Here is a 16,512-nt window from a genome sequence, read left to right as displayed (position 1 = left end):
ACAACTGGTTTATACACTTTTTTACTATGAGGAAGGAGCATACACTGCATGAATCTTTTATGGGGAATTGGCGGCGTGATTGGAGTATTAGCAATTGCTTTTTTACTATCTTCCAACCGCAAAGCTATTAATTGGCGCACAATTTTAATCGCGCTAGCATTACAAATGTCATTTTCATTTATCGTATTACGATGGGATGCCGGAAAAGCAGGTTTAAAACACGCTGCTGATGGTGTTCAAGGATTAATTAATTTTTCTTACGAGGGAATTAAGTTCGTTGCTGGGGATTTAGTCAACGCAAAAGGCCCTTGGGGATTTGTCTTCTTTATTCAAGCACTACTTCCAATTGTATTTATTAGTTCATTAGTAGCAATCTTATATCATTTCGGTATTATGCAGAAATTTGTTAGTGTCGTTGGTGGTGCATTAAGTAAACTTCTTGGAACTTCTAAAGCAGAAAGTTTAAACTCAGTAACAACTGTATTTTTAGGACAGACTGAGGCACCAATCTTAATCAAACCTTACTTAGCACGCTTAACAAATAGTGAGTTCTTCACTATTATGGTAAGTGGTATGACGGCTGTTGCCGGGTCAGTTCTTGTCGGCTATGCAGCGATGGGAATTCCGTTAGAACACTTATTAGCAGCAGCAATTATGGCAGCTCCATCAAGTTTATTAATTGCAAAATTAATTATGCCAGAAACAGAAGAAGTAGATAATAACGTTGAGCTTTCTACAGAACGTGAAGACGCAAACGTTATTGATGCAGCTGCACGTGGTGCATCTGAAGGTATGCAACTTGTTATTAACGTAGCAGCAATGTTAATGGCTTTCATCGCATTAATCGCTTTATTAAATGGATTATTAGGATGGGTTGGTTCTTGGTTCGATATTAAACTTAGCCTAGATTTAATCTTTGGTTACTTATTATCACCATTTGCAATCTTAATCGGGGTTTCTCCAGGTGAAGCTATACAAGCAGCAAGCTTTATCGGTCAAAAACTTGCAATCAACGAATTCGTTGCATATGCAAACTTAGGACCACATATGGCAGAGTTCTCTGCAAAAACAAATCTGATTTTAACATTCGCAATCTGTGGATTCGCAAACTTCTCTTCTATTGCAATTCAATTAGGTGTAACTGGAACGTTAGCTCCTACTCGCCGTAAACAAATTGCACAATTAGGGATTAAAGCAGTTATCGCTGGTACACTAGCGAACTTCTTAAACGCAGCAGTTGCAGGTATGATGTTCCTATAAATTTATATCAAATCTCCTCTTTCCAAAGAGGAGATTTTTTTGCATGTATAAATGTATTTTTTATATATATAAAATACTTTATGATAAAATATAAAAACATTATGATACAATAATTAGTAAGTCTGTTTATTTTTTCTTGTGCAAGGGAGATACTACTTCATTTTGTTCTATTAAAAAAGAATTGCAGTTACATGGTCTAATTCTTATTAATTGCGCATACTACAAGTATCCTTGCCTGAATTACCTTTAAGGAGGAAAGTTTTGTGAAAAATAATTTCTATAAAGTCTTCTCTATGTGGATTTTACAAATTTTATTTTATTTTACAACTGTACATGTGACGCATTATGAGCATGCTCTCATTTTTACAATTATATATGTAATCGTTAATGTACTATTTCTATTTTTGCCTGATAAAACCGCATTTGTTTTCTTCATATTGGGAACCATTATTTCGGTATTCTATTTATTCTATCAAGCGTGGCTTTACTTATGGAGTACATCAGATCAATGGGAGTACATTATTACTCACTTCCTGATGGTAGCAAACTTCTTCATCGTTTATATCTCAACACATCTATTAAAGAAAGTTATTCATGAGAATAAAGAATTAACTGAACGTGTGAGAACGCTAGAACAATACATTGGAGAATCAAAATTATTAACGAGACAAGAATTCGAAAGAAGACAAGCATTATTAATAAATGCAATGAATCGTCGCAATGAATCAGGTATTATCATTTACTTCGATTTCGCTTCCTTTAGTAAATACACGAAAAAAAGCGTCATGGACCGTGTAGCTTCATTATTAGTTGAAACGATAAGAAATGACTTTGACCTTGCTGCTGAATACGATAGCAATACACTGGTTATTTTACTACAAAACACAAATGAAGCCGGTGCTAACATCGTAATGAACCGCCTACAGCCAAAAATGGGGCAATGGCTTGCTGCTGAAGCAATTCAAGATATAAAAATTTCGCGAGAGCAAATCGGAAGTAAAGGACCGACATTATTATGATGACGCTTGTTATACTCCTTTTATTTCTTTTATTCTGTGTACTCGTTTTTTGGATTAGCATCGCATTTTCAATTAAATACGTACTTATTTTTACAGCCTTTCTATTCTCTGGCTTACTCGTTTATTATTCTTTCTTAACACTCGCAGGCTTAATTCACCGAAATAGTAAACGAAAAGATCGTACGCTAGAACATTATCCGAGCGTTGATATTTTAATACCCGCCCATAATGAAGGGGTCGTTATTAAAGATACATTAGAGGCGATGGCAAAGATTGAATATCCAGGCAAACTAACTGTTTATTTATTAAACGATAATTCTCAGGATGAAACACCTGAAATTGGTGACGACTTTGACAAAGCTTATGCTCATATCCGTCACATTCGTGTCCCGCCTGGTGAACCAAAAGGAAAATCACGTGTATTAAACTATGGGCTTAGTATTTCGAATGGTGAATATTTCTGCGTTTACGATGCAGACAATCAACCTGAACCACATGCTCTGCGAATGCTTGTCGAACATGCTGAAACAACCAAAGATGCCGTTGGGGCTGTTGGACACGTTCGTACAGTCAATGAAAACAGAAACTGGCTGACACGAATGATTTCACTAGAGTTTCAAATCTTCCAGCTCCTTATGCAATCTGGACGCTGGTTACTATTCCAAACAGGTTCACTAACAGGAACGAACATGCTTCTTCGTCGCTCTGCCTTAGAAGAGCTTGGTGGCTATGATCCTTATGCAATTGCAGAAGACGCTGAATTAACATTACGAATTACACAAAAAGGCTATCTCTTACCAATCGTTCCAGAATCGATTACATGGGAACAAGAACCTGAGCATTTAAAAATTCTTATTAAACAACGTACACGTTGGCTCCAAGGAAATCTCTATATTTTAGAAAAGATGTTTTCTTCATTAAGTTTCTTTAAAGGGAAACTTCTTGTCCATTCCTTACAGCAAGTGTTAGTATATGTCGTATTTTGGCTATTTTTAATCATTTCAAACGTTTGGTTTGTCATTGGACTACTCGGGATATTCCAGATTCAATATAGTATTCCGTTACTATTTATGTGGTATGTTGCATATATTACATATGTTTCGCAATTATTTAGTGCCCAGAGCGTCGAACGAACCTTTACACCGACGAATATTTTTATTAGCGTCATCATGTACTTTACGTACGCACAGCTCTTCACGTATTTATTTATTCGCAGTCTAATCTTATACTTACGTGCAAAGAGCAAGAAACAAGTCATCGGCTGGGATAAAACCGTTCGATTCAAAAAAGATAAATAATAAAAATAAGCACAGAGCGCCGTATGCTCTGTGCTTATTTATTGCCGTATAAATTATATATCAGACAATACCCCTTAGCTGAAAGTAATTTCACGTCCATCCCCCAACGAACGATCGACCTTCATTTATATACGAAAAAGTGATTGCTATTTTTGTAGAACCAATTGCTTCTCTTGCTGATCTTTGCGCGTTTCAGTCTTAGGTTCCGTGCTTTCTTGCACATTTCGATGTGCCACACGTTTCAAACAAATATGCTTCCACTTTCTTTCGTAACGTTTCATTATTCTAGATGTCCCCCTTGAATGCGCTTTAAAACTATTTGAAATCGCTTACAGGAAATAATATAGCACATATACATAAAAGTGACAACACATTTCCGACATATTTTTGACAAAAATATGAAAAGAATTCATAAAATATCGAATGTTGTCGAAAGTTATCATTTTTTCTTCGTATAAAAGGCATACTACTTATATAGTACAGTATTTTATTTCCCTGATTTGTATTTAAAATCTCTTCTATATAAAATGAAACTTTAATCAGTGGGGCTTTGTTCATCCCCCACTTAACTTCTTTGCTTTTGCTGAATTTTGAGGTGGGTGTCTTACTGCCACAAATAGAGGGATAAAAAAGGGCTGATATGAAATCAGCCCTTTTCCTTCTATTATTTATGTTGCTTCATACGTCCTTCTTTTTGCAATTCTTTAAATAATGCTGCCATCATAAAGAAAATAACAAAGACGAATGGGAATGCCGCAATAATAGCTGCCGTTTGCAATGCTTCTAATCCGCCAACATATAATAAGGTAGAAGCTATCGCGGCTAGAACGATCCCCCAAACCATTTTAATGCGGTTCGGTGGATTTAAACTACCATGCGTCGTTAACATTCCTAAAACAAACGTCGCAGAATCTGCTGATGTAATAAAGAATGTTGCAATAAGTAGAATACCTAAAACTGATAAAGCTGATCCAAAGCTACCCATCTGATCGAACATAGCGAATAATCCTACTTCTGTTCCCATCTCTTTCACTTTGTCGAAGATATGCGCATCACCAAACAGCTCCATATGAATACCAGTCCCGCCGAAAACAGAGAACCAAAGTGCACCAATTACGGTCGGAACAAGTAACACACCAATAACAAACTCACGAATCGTACGCCCTCGTGACACACGAGCAATAAATGTACCTACGAATGGTGACCATGCAATCCACCATGCCCAATAGAAAATTGTCCAAGACTGGATCCATTGATTTCCGCCTTCATCCAATGGACTTAAACGGAAACTCATGCCTGGCAATTCCTGAATGTAAGAACCAATCGTTGAAGTGAAGTAATTCATAATAAAGTTTGTTGGACCTGCAAATAATACAATTATCATAAGTGCAAATGCCAAAATAATGTTCGTATTACTTAAATATTTAATTCCTTTATCAAGACCGGTTTGCGCAGATAACATGAAAAGAACTGTTACGATTGCGATAATAACTAACTGTGTCGTTAATGAATTAGGGATAGATGTTAAATAGCTAACACCACCTGCAATTTGTTTTGCCCCAAGACCTAATGATGTCGCAACACCAAACACAGTCGCGAACACAGCTAACACATCAAATGAATGAGCAATACGCCCATGTTCCCCGCCCTTAAATAACGGACCTACTGTCGCACTAATTGTACTTGCTTTTCCTTTTCTAAAAGTGAAGTACGCAATACATAACGCTACAAACGCATATAGTCCCCAAGGATGTAATCCCCAATGGAAAAATGAAAAACGCAGTGCAAGACGCGCACTTTCCTCAGTTGCACCATCTCCAAACGGAGGTGCGTATAAATGGTTTAATGGTTCCGCAACACCCCAGAAAACTAAACCGATACCCATACCAGCACTAAATAACATAGCAAACCATGTCATATAACTATAATCAGGTTCGTCATCATCTTTACCTAAACGAATAGAACCGTATTTCGAGACAATTAAAAAGATGGACACACCTAAAACGATAGAAACAGAAATAATATAAAACCATCCAAACTTACTAACTAGTGCAGTTTGAATTGCAGTTGTTACATGTCCTAGGCTACCTTGTCCAATAATAGATTCGGGAATAATCCCCCAAATTGTAAATGCAATACATAATGTTAATGAAACGATGAATGTCTTTGTCAGTTTCCTCATCAAATCCCCCTTCGTAGGTTTCACTTTTGTAAATAACATAAATTCCGATATGTTAAATCGGATAGAAAACTATAATTTTTGCGGTGATTTTCTTTCAAATCTCTTACTTTCACCTTCACCAATTAGAATTCTTATAGACAGCCTTACCTTCCGTATAACCTTTTCACTCTGCAAGAGCTACAAGGTAGAAATACTGCTGCCAAATTGTGCGAGAAAAATGCGGATGGGAATGTATTTTCCCAAAAAAGGATGTGTTACATATGTAAAAAAGGGCAAATTCCTTCCTTGCAACCTTTTCTTCTTGTAACAATTATGCGGTTTTTTTACTAGTATATAGCACATGTTTATAGCTTCACAAACGAAATGTTTATGTTTATATAACTATATTACCCATAAAACGGTAAAATACTCAAGGAATGTAACTGTATAGTAAACGTTTTGTAATACTGTCGTAACATTTTTATTTACACCGAAAAAAATATGTTGTATTAAATATTTTGAATATAACTAGAAACCTACTAATCATATAGAATGAAAAACGCTTTCCTATATTTTTTGTTATATTACAGGATGTTAACGACTGATTACGAATGGTTTGTAATTGTGTGTTTTCCCCAAATCCGAAAAAATCTGTTGCTATAATGAGGACACGAAAACAAACGCAATGGAGGCTATCATGAAAAAATTAATTGGTATAGCAACAGCAGCAGTTTTTGGTCTTGGGATTTTCACATCATCTGCCAATGCAGAAACTGTTGTAACAACAGACGTACTAAACGTACGCGAAAACCCTACTACTGAATCAAAAGTTGTCGGTAAATTACTAAACGGTAATAAAATAGATGTTCTAAATACAGAGAACGGATGGTCAAAAATCACTTTAGATGGTAAAGACGCATTCGTAAGTGCAGAGTTCACAAAAAGCATCTACTACGTAACAGCTAACGTATTAAACGTACGTGCTGAAGCGAACACAAACTCAGAAATTCTTGGAACGTTGAAGAAGGACGATATGATCGAAACAACGAACCAAGTACAAAATGAGTGGTTACAATTTGAATATAACGGGAAAACAGCTTATGTTCATGTTCCTTTCTTAACAGGTACAGCACCTGTTATTGAGAAACAAGAAACACCAGCTCCTGCTAAAGCTGCAGCACCAGCTAAAGCTCAAGCACCTGTAGCACAAGCAAAACCAGCTACTAAGCCTGCTGTGAAAGCTGCTGAAACTAGCGAACCTTCTGGTGGTCGTGAGTTAACAGTTGTAGCTACAGCATATACAGCTCACCCGAGCGAAAACGGTGGCACATATGGCGGCCGTGTATTAACTGCAATGGGTCATGATTTAACTGCGAATCCAAACATGAAAATGATCGCTGTTGACCCGAAAGTAATCCCATTAGGATCTAAAGTATGGGTTGAAGGTTATGGAGAAGCTATCGCTGGAGATACTGGCGGTGCAATTAAAGGTAACCGTATCGACATTCTACTTGGATCAGATAGCGCTGCCCAAAAATGGGGACGCAAAACTGTTAAAGTGAAAATTTTAAAATAACCAATGACTGCTAAATTACAGCCGGTTCTCTTTGTTGAGAGCTGGCTTTTATTTATTTATAATAGCTATGAGGAGGCTATTATCATGAATGTACAAGCAAAAGTAGACTGGATTGGTACACCAAAACCTTATATATATAAAGACGAAGTAACATATGATGCTACTTCCATTGATTTTTCACTCGCCGGCGATGACAATCGCTATAAATTAATTGTGCTCGGCCATGAAGGAAATATACATTACAAAATTGTACAATACGGGATAAAACCAGGCTCACAAAAGCCATTTCCTATCGATATTCCATTCGAACAAGCAATGCTACCGCTAGTCGAACAAATAGTAAATGATCCGTATGTACAAGCGACATTAAAGCAGACACGCTTCTGACCGCAAAAAGACTATCTCAATTACAAGAGATAGTCTTTCTTACGTTAACGAGTCGGACCAGATACTTCCCCTGGTTTCAACGTATTATTTGTACCAAAAGAATGATACAGCATCTTCCCATTCACAGTTACAATATGATAATCTAAATTTCATTTTTTCTGTTTTGAGCATTTTTTGTTTATAATGGTAAAGGAAAGAAATATGTGTACGGAGGAATATTATGCTGCAACACTCAATTACGAAAGATGAAATTATGATGATTGCGAATGAGTTCGTTCAAGGACTAGATCCACAGCAAACAGCTGATCAGGAACATGTCGCTACAGCTCGGCACCTATATCGTAGTGGTGTTGTCTACAACGTTGACTTTGATGGTTACACGCTATCAGGAACTGTAGATGCTGAAGGCAGCGTATATAGCGTTCATATCCCGATTCGTAACGTCGCTGAAAGCTATTGCGATTGCTTCGCACCAACGCAATGTGAGCATATGCTCGCTGTGTTACTATCTGCAGCGTCTAGTTTCGGGCAAGTAGGAGATGTATTAACTTTATTTAAAAATAATACGAAACCTTCTCTTCCTCCTATTCGAACTGCAAGACAAGTATTGCAATCATCAGCTTTTGAAGAAACGGATTATAAAAGTTGGCAATCATATTTTGACAACGAATTTGAATCATTTAAAAAAGAACAAGCTCGGCTTACTTATAAACAAATGTATTTTCTTATGAGTATTTTTACAGACTTCTATACGAAACTCGAGCGGAAAGCTCCGCGTATCATTGCAATACATGAATTGTTCAGACTACACGCGGCACTTTATTGCTTTCAAAAATTATTAGAAGAAATTCAGGCATTCGAAGTAAATAAAACGTATTCTTATCACCAACCTGTTAACGTCGTTCGCCTATTTGTAGATAAAGTGGAATCCATCGTTCGGGACTTACAATCAGAAGCGATTCCTTCAGAGTCTGAAATCATTTTGCAAGAAACAGCTCGTCTCGTTCATGAAGTATTCTTCTCTACCGACTCTTATACGCAAGAGCGATTTTTCATTTATCGTCACATATGGAGTGAACTGTTAAACAATAAAGATCAACTGCAAGAAGAAGAAAAACGAATTGACACGAAAATAAATCCACTTTCCAAAGCATTAGCATCTTCTCATCTATTCTTTTTAAATGACGAAGACCTACTAGCAATGGACTTACTAAAAAAACAGCCTGCTTCTGTTGTAAGTCTTTATTTCTATTGGTTAGAAGAGCTATTAAGCGCCATGCAGTGGGATCGCGGAAAAAACTGGCTTTCGTTTACGTATAAACAAGTAAAGAAAACCATACATGAGCACGAGGATACAATCTTCATAAAAGATATCGTTCGGTTATTTGTAATCATGTACGAAACATATGCAACGCATACAAATGAACAGGCTGGATTCGAAATGATTTTACAAGAACTATTACCGTATAGTTTCACAAACTACGAACAATACGTACTCGCGAAGAAGCAGTATCGTACATGGTCCGAACTTCATCTCTTATATGGATTTGAAGCAATTGAACTATTGAAAGAGCCATTGAAAGATATTGAAAAAGAAGCGCCAGAAGCGGCACTTCCTCTTTATCATCTTGCTGCTGTAGAGGCCATTGAAGAACGAAACCGTAAATCATATAGACGTGCAGTTCGCTACTTAAAGAAATTACGTACATTATATAAACGTTTAAAACGCACCAATGAATGGGATGCTTTCATTATTCATATCGCCAATCTACATTCACGCCTTCGTGCACTACAAGAGGAATTACGGAAAGGAAAATTAATCGATGATCAATCAAACTGAAGTAACAATTAGGCTCCAGCATGTTAGTCAAGGTTGGTTCCTTTGGGGCGAAGATGACAGCGGTACTCCATTATCCGTAACAAGTTGGAAACGAAATGCATTTACATGGCACGCCACTTCCTTCTATGGCACGTTTCTAAAAGAAGCAACCTTTGAAGGGAAACAAGGTGTTATGCTAACAAACGCACAAGCATTTGAATACATCGCAAACAAACCAATGAACTCCTTTGCACATATTCAAATGAACGATCCTATTACAGCACTTACGAAAGATGCAAATGAATTATGGGATGCCTTCGTAAGCGGTAGCTTCGTACCCGATATGGAACGTTGGTCCAAACAACCATCTTGGAAAGTTCAAAATACACCAATCGAAGATGACACATTAGCAACGCTTTTCTCAACCTCGGTAAATGAAAGTATATTGCAAGATAACCGATCAAATGACGGATGGGAAGATGCAAAGAGACTATACGAACATTACGACTTTACGAAAAGACAGCTGGAAACAGCGCTACATGAAGAAGATTGGCTTCGAAAAATCGGTTACATTGAAGATGACCTTCCCTTTACAATTGGACTAAGACTGCAAGAACCACAAGAGGAATTTGAAATGTGGAAGCTTGAAACGATTGTGGCACCAAAGCGCGGGGCACATCGCATATATGTATATGAAAACATCGATTCCTTACCGAAAAGATGGCACGATTACGAAGAGCGTATTACGGAAACGCAAGAAGGCTTTAGTAAGCTCGTGCCGTGGCTAAAAGAAGGGGATACGTTCAGAAAAGAACTGTTTGAAACGGAAGCTTGGAATTTCTTAACAGAAGCAAGTGACGAGTTACTTGCAGCTGGTATTACAATTTTATTACCATCATGGTGGCAAAATTTAAAAGCAGCAAAACCGAAGCTACGTGTACAGCTGAAGCAAAGCACAGCACAAACACAATCTTTCTTCGGCATGAATACGCTCGTTAATTTTGATTGGCGCATTTCAACGAACGGAATTGATTTATCGGAAAGCGAATTTTTCGAACTCATTGAACAAAACAAACGATTATTCAATATAAATGGTCAATGGATGCGACTGGATCCAGCCTTTATTGAAGAAGTAAGAAAACTAATGAACCGTGCCGATAAATACGGACTAGAAATGAAAGATGTCCTCCAGCAACATTTATCAAACACTGCTGAAACAGAAATTGTAGAAGAAGATAGTCCGTTTACTGATATTGAAATCGAACTAGACGGATATTATGAAGAGCTATTCCAAAAGCTGCTCCATATTGGAGATATTCCAAAAGTAGATGTCCCTACTTCACTAAACGCAACACTTCGTCCGTATCAGCAACACGGCATTGAATGGTTATTATATTTACGACAACTTGGATTTGGGGCATTATTAGCGGACGATATGGGACTTGGGAAAAGTATTCAAACGATCTCTTACTTACTATATGTAAAAGAAAACAAGCTCAAAACAGGTCCTGCATTAATCGTGGCGCCGACATCCGTTCTTGGAAATTGGCAAAAAGAATTTGAGCGTTTTGCACCAAATTTACGCGTTCAATTACATTATGGAAGTAACCGCGATAAGGGAGATTCATTTAAAGATTTTCTTCAATCAGCAGATGTTGTATTAACGTCTTATGCGTTAGCTCAACTTGACGAGGAAGAACTTACTTCGTTATGCTGGGACGCTGTTATTTTGGATGAAGCACAAAATATTAAGAACCCGCATACGAAACAGTCGAAAGCAGTACGCAACTTGCAGGCAAATCATAAAATTGCTTTAACTGGTACACCGATGGAAAACCGACTTGCCGAGCTTTGGTCCATTTTCGACTTTATTAATCATGGATATCTTGGCAGTTTAGGACAATTCCAGCGCCGCTTCGTCACACCGATTGAAAAAGACCGTGATGAAAGAAAAATCCAACAAGTCCAACGCTTTATCTCACCATTTTTACTGCGTCGAACGAAGAAAGATCAAACAGTCGCATTAAACTTACCAGATAAACAGGAACAGAAAGCTTACTGCCCACTAACTGGTGAACAGGCTTCCTTATACGAGCAACTTGTTCAAGATACATTACAAAATGTTGAAGGGCTAAGCGGGATTGAACGTCGCGGGTTCATATTACTAATGTTGAATAAACTAAAACAAATTTGCAATCACCCTGCTCTTTATTTAAAAGAAACAGAGCCGAAAGATATCGTTGAACGTTCTATGAAAACAAAAACGGTAATGGAACTAATCGAAAATATTAAAGATCAGAATGAGAGCTGTTTAATCTTTACCCAATACATCAGCATGGGAAACATGCTAAAGAGCATATTAGAGGAAACATTTGGTCAGCGCGTCCTCTTCTTAAACGGCAGTGTGCCGAAGAAAGAGCGTGATAAGATGATCGAACAGTTCCAAAACGGAACGTATGACATTTTCATCTTATCCTTAAAAGCTGGCGGAACAGGCTTAAACTTAACTGCCGCTAATCATGTCATTCACTACGATCGTTGGTGGAATCCAGCTGTAGAAAATCAAGCAACGGACCGTGCATATCGTATTGGTCAAAAACGATTCGTTCATGTTCACAAACTTATTACAACAGGAACATTAGAAGAGAAAATTGATGAAATGTTAGAACGAAAACAATCACTAAACAATGCTGTCATTACAAGTGATAGTTGGATGACTGAACTATCAACAGACGAATTAAAAGAATTACTTGGTGTATAAACAAAAGGAGCAAATCTCGAAATGAGATTAGCTCCTTTTTCTATTCCAAAACCAATTACTTATTATAATTCCTGTCAATCCGCCGCACGTATCAAGTAATGTATCTTGCCACATCGGTGTACGGTCTCCCGTAAACCATTGATGGATTTCATCCAATGTTGCATACCCTGCAACGAAAAGAAGGGCATATATAAAGCATCTTTTTCTCGAACAACCCGATCGATGAAAAGCATAATACGTCAAAGAACCGAGCATGAAGAACACCATAAAATGAGCACCTTTACGAAGGAAAAATTCAACAAATCCGCCCACACCTTTATTTGCAATACTAACAGGTGTACCTCCACCATAATCGATAGATACCCATGAAAAATGCTCTTTCACAAACTCAACATTTACATATTGTTCAATATCCGAGCGCATATCCTGTTTTTTATATGGTTGTGCTGAGGAATAGAAGATAAGCCCCATCCATAGTAATACAGGAATCCAAAATAACCATTTACGATTCATTCTTCCGAAACCCCTCTCTTAGTCTTTTAAGAGTACCAAAAAAAAGAAAAAATTTCACGCCAAAACATGACATTTGCCCCCTATTTATAAAGTGAAAGGGGGTGATAAACATGGCAGTTGAAACAATCGTAATGGATTTAACTCTACGTCTTGTATTAAACAATGGATTAGATAAGAATGGAAAAACAACTTTGAAGAACAAACAATTTAAACGCGTTAAAACAAATGCAAACTTAGAGCAAGTACACAACGTAGCTCGTGCCCTTGCTTCCTTACAAGAATCATCACTTCACGCTGTACAACTTGTAAGTACTTCAGATCTTGCTAACGTATAAATAATAAGGAGGGAATAAAGCATGCAAATACTCGAATTGATTTTCACGAAAGAAGATGGAAAAACAGTTGTTTTTTCTATCGATAAGCCCATCACACCCGTCGATGCACAAGTCGTAAATCAAGTAATGGATACCATTCTTGCGTCATCTGTATTTTCATCAATTGATGAAAATACCCGAAAAAAAGGAGCTCGTCTCGTAGAAAAAAATGTATCCGAAGTTCCAATTACTCTATAAAGTAAAACTTTAATCAGTGGGGATTTTGTTCATCCCTACTGATTATTAACCTTCACCAATCAGGCAGTTACAGGCAGTAAGGCTCCCAACTAACTTCTTCTCTCCAGCCGAATTTTGAGATAGGAGTCTGACTGCCCACAAACAGCGGAATAAACGAAAAAGACGAATCTGCATTATTTTGCAGATTCGTCTTTTTTCTTCGGCATTTCAATCGGAATAAAAATCTTTGAAAAACCGACGCATACATATTTATAATTTTCTCCACCTAAATCGAAATCAGTCGTATATGTTGAGAAGAAAATATAATCATTTCGCTTTGTATAATGGTCGATTAATAATCCAACTTGTGGCTCAACATACTTTTTCGCCAACTTCTTACCTGCCGATGCTAAATCGCCAAGAAGACCCTCTTCATTTTCTTTTTGAACCTCATCTAGCTTCTTACTTACATCATTACGTTTCATAAACTGCTTCGCTGCCCAATCCGTATATTCTCCTTTACTCGGATTACTATTCGCTAAATAAACTAGGAGAACAACAGCTAGAACTATAATAATATACTTTTTCTTCATGCTATATCACCGCCTATTCTTTTCTATTTTCATATATATGTACAAGCGATGCAAATTAGAAAGACTATCATCTGTTGATTGTAAACGAATAACTAAAATTTACAATATAAAACAGAATATTAATAGTGACTTTACAAAATTTATATATAATTATATTCAGAATAAAAATTACAAGGGAGGCATTATACTAATGAACAATGAAAATGATATTTTTATTTCTAGTTCTACAATGATGTTAGAGCCATGTAAGCACCCCTCTTACCGTACAAAAATTATCGACAGTAGCGGGAAGCATCTTTACTCCCGCCAAACCGCTCTCCAGCTCATACAGAAATCTTGTCTAACAGATGTTTATTCTACTTATCAGGGCAGACGTAATGCAGTCCAAGCAAACTTTAAATTCAAACAAAACGTTCCGATTCCAATTAATCATAAGGAATATATTTGCGCTTTTCCAAACTGTATTTGGTTGTTCTACAAGCATATCCATACAATAGAGTTTTTCAAAAAAACTAAAAAAGCTAAAATTCATTTCTCAAACGGATTTACCGTAACGATACAAATTAGTTCCCATAAGTTAAGTCAGCAATTATGGAAAGCTGGATATGTCTTATCCCAAATGAACATGCAAGATTCACTACACTCATAAAACCTCATGCCACATTTACTATCTTAAAACAAATAGAATGGAAGGTGATCTTTCTCTTATCTTCCATTCTATTTATTCTCTTTATCCTTTTACACTATCTCGCATTTTCTCAAGTGCCTGCCGGTATATCCACCTCACTTGATAATATGTCATTCCCATTTCACAGGCTATCTCTCCCATCTTTTTCCCTACAAAAAATCGTTCTGAAATAATGTGTCTCTCCCTCTTATTTAACACACTCATAAAATCCTGTGCTCTCATTCCCGTTTCTTCAGACTCAAATTGTTCATCGTACTCTCCGACGCACACATACCTCTCCTGCATTACGCATTCTTTCTTTAGTCTTTCCAATATATAACCACGTACCGTTATCACCGCATAAGCAGGAAAACTTCCTTTCCCCTCCTCATATCTTTCATACGCATACCAAAGACCAATTAAACCACATTGATAATACTCTTCATGATCTTGATAAATACTTAACTTTTTTATTTGATTTACAATCATTCCCTCATACAAAACAACCGTCTCTGTAAAAGTCGCTGGCTTCACATAGTACCTATTTCTAAAAGGTATACCTCTTTGTTATTCCGCGGTACCTTTACAATATAAAAATAAAGAAGAGACTTCACTGTGAGTAATTTCAAATACTACCGAAGGAATTTGAAATTACACTAGGCAGTATTTGAAATTTTGTTGGTGGTATTTGAAGTAAGGGCAAAAATAAAAAAGGTGACTCTAGAGAGCCACCTTTTTTGTCAGATCATATTATACAGGAATATTTGGTAATATTTTTGCCATTAACACAACAAATGCAGCTAAGAATGCCGCTTTAATAATGAATAAAACAATAATTGGAATAGCTGCTTTCACTTTACTTAATCCAGCTGTAACTTGTAATCCTAACCAAATTAAAACTAAATTCCATAAATAGAACAATTCAATTGTATTACCTATTCCATATGCAAGTGAACCTTGATCAAATAATGGTCCTAAACTTGTATACTGGGTTGCTCCACCATCTAAAATTAGGGCTATAATACCATTAATAAGTCCACCAATAATAAGAATAATATTAGTATATACAACAATCGTTAATAACTTCTTATAAGACGTATCATTTCCAAAGAACATCATAAATACTTTATAAATAGCTGCGACAAATAGCGCTCCAATCATCGCTCCAACAAAACCAGATCCAATTCCATAAATAACTTCTGATGTTATTGAACCCTTACCAGCAAGTTCACCTAATTCTTTCTGCATTTTAACCATTTCAGGTGACGTGTTCACAACATATGTTGTCAAACCACCTACAAGCCCTTGTAACAACGCAACTAAAAAGAACATACCCCAAACTTTCTCGCTCGCCTTCATTCTCTCAAACTGCACACCAGGAGAAGTAATCATTCCAAATAATGATGGCTTCTCTCCGCCAACCTTTTGCGTATTCAAATTCGCTTCCATTATAACGCCTCCTTCTATTTATATAACCCGTTCTAACGGGCGGTTCACTTCCTCATTGTAAGAGGCTACGAACCGCCCACTAGAACGGTAATGTGTAGTTCTACTACACTATTAATTACTCATAACGTAATGCTTCAATTGGATCTAATTTCGCAGCTTTGTTTGCTGGAATTAATCCAAAAACAATACCAAGTGTCATAGAGAATAGTACTCCTCCAACGACAACTTCCCATGAAACGAGCGGTGGCCACTTCGCAAATGTGGAAACGATATATGCCCCGCCATAGCCAAGACCAATTCCGATTAAACCACCTAGAAGCGTTAACATAACTGCTTCAATTAAAAATTGTAATAAAATTTTACTACGCGTCGCTCCAAGTGCTTTACGTACTCCAATTTCGCGCGTACGTTCTGTTACAGATACGAGCATAATGTTCATAACACCAATACCACCAACG

General features: G+C 36.9%; 17 protein-coding genes. 10 read left to right on the top strand and 7 right to left on the bottom strand.

What is annotated here, in order from left to right; translation table 11 throughout:
- Window positions 1–48 precede the first annotated feature (48 nt).
- From ACS2MN_RS29710 to ACS2MN_RS29700, 3 genes are all read left to right on the top strand, one after another.
- On the top strand, window positions 49–1,260 hold the full coding sequence (locus ACS2MN_RS29710) for a NupC/NupG family nucleoside CNT transporter (protein ID WP_001051017.1): 1,212 nt from the start codon (window positions 49–51) through the stop codon (window positions 1,258–1,260).
- Window positions 1,261–1,523: 263 nt separating this feature from the next.
- A complete protein-coding gene (locus ACS2MN_RS29705) occupies window positions 1,524–2,279 on the top strand; it encodes a GGDEF domain-containing protein (protein WP_000794325.1) in 756 nt (251 codons plus the stop codon).
- On the top strand, window positions 2,276–3,577 hold the full coding sequence (locus ACS2MN_RS29700) for a glycosyltransferase family 2 protein (protein ID WP_000988738.1): 1,302 nt from the start codon (window positions 2,276–2,278) through the stop codon (window positions 3,575–3,577). The genes ACS2MN_RS29705 and ACS2MN_RS29700 overlap by 4 nt, the downstream gene beginning before the upstream one ends.
- 146 nt (window positions 3,578–3,723) lie before the next feature.
- On the opposite strand, the gene ACS2MN_RS29695 is transcribed toward ACS2MN_RS29700, so the two are convergent.
- Together ACS2MN_RS29695 and opuD are read right to left on the bottom strand one after the other, a co-directional pair.
- Window positions 3,724–3,858 (bottom strand): hypothetical protein, encoded by a 135-nt coding sequence (locus tag ACS2MN_RS29695; RefSeq protein ID WP_000833064.1) that lies wholly within the window; start codon window positions 3,856–3,858, stop codon window positions 3,724–3,726.
- Window positions 3,859–4,241: 383 nt separating this feature from the next.
- Window positions 4,242–5,759 (bottom strand): glycine betaine transporter OpuD, encoded by a 1,518-nt coding sequence (gene opuD / locus ACS2MN_RS29690; protein ID WP_098805843.1) that lies wholly within the window; start codon window positions 5,757–5,759, stop codon window positions 4,242–4,244.
- 676 nt (window positions 5,760–6,435) lie between these two features.
- Between opuD and ACS2MN_RS29685 the strand changes: the two genes are divergently transcribed.
- The 4 genes from ACS2MN_RS29685 (at window position 6,436) to ACS2MN_RS29670 (ending at window position 12,281) form a co-directional block, all read left to right on the top strand.
- The gene (locus ACS2MN_RS29685; RefSeq protein ID WP_098805842.1) at window positions 6,436–7,314 is read left to right on the top strand and encodes a cell wall-binding protein EntA; all 879 of its coding nucleotides are present in this window, start codon (window positions 6,436–6,438) and stop codon (window positions 7,312–7,314) included.
- An 84-nt stretch (window positions 7,315–7,398) separates the two neighbouring features.
- Window positions 7,399–7,701: a DUF3910 family protein gene (locus ACS2MN_RS29680; protein ID WP_001102519.1), complete on the top strand. Its 303-nt coding sequence runs from the start codon at window positions 7,399–7,401 to the stop codon at window positions 7,699–7,701.
- 220 nt (window positions 7,702–7,921) lie between these two features.
- Window positions 7,922–9,541 (top strand): SWIM zinc finger family protein, encoded by a 1,620-nt coding sequence (locus tag ACS2MN_RS29675; protein ID WP_098805841.1) that lies wholly within the window; start codon window positions 7,922–7,924, stop codon window positions 9,539–9,541.
- Window positions 9,525–12,281: a DEAD/DEAH box helicase gene (locus tag ACS2MN_RS29670; protein WP_098820147.1), complete on the top strand. Its 2,757-nt coding sequence runs from the start codon at window positions 9,525–9,527 to the stop codon at window positions 12,279–12,281. Before ACS2MN_RS29675 ends, ACS2MN_RS29670 begins: the two co-directional genes overlap by 17 nt.
- A gap of 27 nt (window positions 12,282–12,308) precedes the next feature.
- Here the strand turns inward: ACS2MN_RS29670 and ACS2MN_RS29665 are convergent, their stop codons facing one another.
- Window positions 12,309–12,794, bottom strand: coding sequence for a VanZ family protein (locus ACS2MN_RS29665; protein ID WP_001080720.1), 486 nt, complete (start codon window positions 12,792–12,794; stop codon window positions 12,309–12,311).
- Between the two features lie 110 nt (window positions 12,795–12,904).
- Here ACS2MN_RS29665 and ACS2MN_RS29660 point away from each other — a divergent pair, with 110 nt between their 5' ends.
- Window positions 12,905–13,129 (top strand): DUF1659 domain-containing protein, encoded by a 225-nt coding sequence (locus ACS2MN_RS29660; protein WP_000257697.1) that lies wholly within the window; start codon window positions 12,905–12,907, stop codon window positions 13,127–13,129.
- A gap of 21 nt (window positions 13,130–13,150) precedes the next feature.
- Window positions 13,151–13,366 carry a DUF2922 domain-containing protein gene (locus ACS2MN_RS29655; RefSeq protein WP_001166222.1) on the top strand — a complete coding sequence of 72 codons (216 nt, stop codon included), beginning with the start codon at window positions 13,151–13,153 and terminating at the stop codon, window positions 13,364–13,366.
- A 173-nt stretch (window positions 13,367–13,539) separates the two neighbouring features.
- Here the strand turns inward: ACS2MN_RS29655 and ACS2MN_RS29650 are convergent, their stop codons facing one another.
- Complete coding sequence (locus ACS2MN_RS29650; RefSeq protein WP_000731398.1) at window positions 13,540–13,938, bottom strand: DUF4359 domain-containing protein; 399 nt, start codon at window positions 13,936–13,938, stop codon at window positions 13,540–13,542.
- A gap of 190 nt (window positions 13,939–14,128) precedes the next feature.
- Between ACS2MN_RS29650 and ACS2MN_RS29645 the strand changes: the two genes are divergently transcribed.
- The gene (locus ACS2MN_RS29645) at window positions 14,129–14,587 is read left to right on the top strand and encodes a competence protein ComK (protein ID WP_438894896.1); all 459 of its coding nucleotides are present in this window, start codon (window positions 14,129–14,131) and stop codon (window positions 14,585–14,587) included.
- An 81-nt stretch (window positions 14,588–14,668) separates the two neighbouring features.
- Here the strand turns inward: ACS2MN_RS29645 and ACS2MN_RS29640 are convergent, their stop codons facing one another.
- From ACS2MN_RS29640 to ACS2MN_RS29630, 3 genes are all read right to left on the bottom strand, one after another.
- The gene (locus ACS2MN_RS29640; RefSeq protein ID WP_000801309.1) at window positions 14,669–15,139 is read right to left on the bottom strand and encodes a sigma-70 family RNA polymerase sigma factor; all 471 of its coding nucleotides are present in this window, start codon (window positions 15,137–15,139) and stop codon (window positions 14,669–14,671) included.
- A 216-nt stretch (window positions 15,140–15,355) separates the two neighbouring features.
- A complete protein-coding gene (locus tag ACS2MN_RS29635; protein ID WP_346995083.1) occupies window positions 15,356–16,054 on the bottom strand; it encodes a Yip1 family protein in 699 nt (232 codons plus the stop codon).
- A gap of 115 nt (window positions 16,055–16,169) precedes the next feature.
- Window positions 16,170–16,512: ABC transporter permease (locus ACS2MN_RS29630; protein WP_438894895.1), on the bottom strand; the 343-nt coding region annotated here is incomplete at its 5' end.

It is taken from the genome of Bacillus cereus group sp. BceL062 (genome assembly GCF_051780025.1).
Classification (GTDB): Bacteria; Bacillota; Bacilli; order Bacillales; family Bacillaceae_G; genus Bacillus_A; species Bacillus_A toyonensis.
The sequence above is the reverse complement of the archived record's forward strand: the minus strand, read 5'-3'. Positions and strand labels throughout refer to the sequence as shown.

What these genes read in the sequence shown, in the direction of transcription:
- ACS2MN_RS29710 (WP_001051017.1), top strand. Translation starts at nt 49, where the DNA reads ATGAATCTTTTATGGGGAATTGGCGGCGTGATTGGAGTATTAGCAATT.
- ACS2MN_RS29700 (WP_000988738.1), top strand. Translation starts at nt 2,276, where the DNA reads ATGATGACGCTTGTTATACTCCTTTTATTTCTTTTATTCTGTGTACTC.
- ACS2MN_RS29695 (WP_000833064.1), bottom strand. Translation starts at nt 3,858, where the DNA reads ATGAAACGTTACGAAAGAAAGTGGAAGCATATTTGTTTGAAACGTGTG.
- opuD (WP_098805843.1), bottom strand. Translation starts at nt 5,759, where the DNA reads ATGAGGAAACTGACAAAGACATTCATCGTTTCATTAACATTATGTATT.
- ACS2MN_RS29685 (WP_098805842.1), top strand. Translation starts at nt 6,436, where the DNA reads ATGAAAAAATTAATTGGTATAGCAACAGCAGCAGTTTTTGGTCTTGGG.
- ACS2MN_RS29680 (WP_001102519.1), top strand. Translation starts at nt 7,399, where the DNA reads ATGAATGTACAAGCAAAAGTAGACTGGATTGGTACACCAAAACCTTAT.
- ACS2MN_RS29675 (WP_098805841.1), top strand. Translation starts at nt 7,922, where the DNA reads ATGCTGCAACACTCAATTACGAAAGATGAAATTATGATGATTGCGAAT.
- ACS2MN_RS29670 (WP_098820147.1), top strand. Translation starts at nt 9,525, where the DNA reads ATGATCAATCAAACTGAAGTAACAATTAGGCTCCAGCATGTTAGTCAA.
- ACS2MN_RS29665 (WP_001080720.1), bottom strand. Translation starts at nt 12,794, where the DNA reads ATGAATCGTAAATGGTTATTTTGGATTCCTGTATTACTATGGATGGGG.
- ACS2MN_RS29660 (WP_000257697.1), top strand. Translation starts at nt 12,905, where the DNA reads ATGGCAGTTGAAACAATCGTAATGGATTTAACTCTACGTCTTGTATTA.
- ACS2MN_RS29655 (WP_001166222.1), top strand. Translation starts at nt 13,151, where the DNA reads ATGCAAATACTCGAATTGATTTTCACGAAAGAAGATGGAAAAACAGTT.
- ACS2MN_RS29650 (WP_000731398.1), bottom strand. Translation starts at nt 13,938, where the DNA reads ATGAAGAAAAAGTATATTATTATAGTTCTAGCTGTTGTTCTCCTAGTT.
- ACS2MN_RS29645 (WP_438894896.1), top strand. Translation starts at nt 14,129, where the DNA reads ATGAACAATGAAAATGATATTTTTATTTCTAGTTCTACAATGATGTTA.
- ACS2MN_RS29635 (WP_346995083.1), bottom strand. Translation starts at nt 16,054, where the DNA reads ATGGAAGCGAATTTGAATACGCAAAAGGTTGGCGGAGAGAAGCCATCA.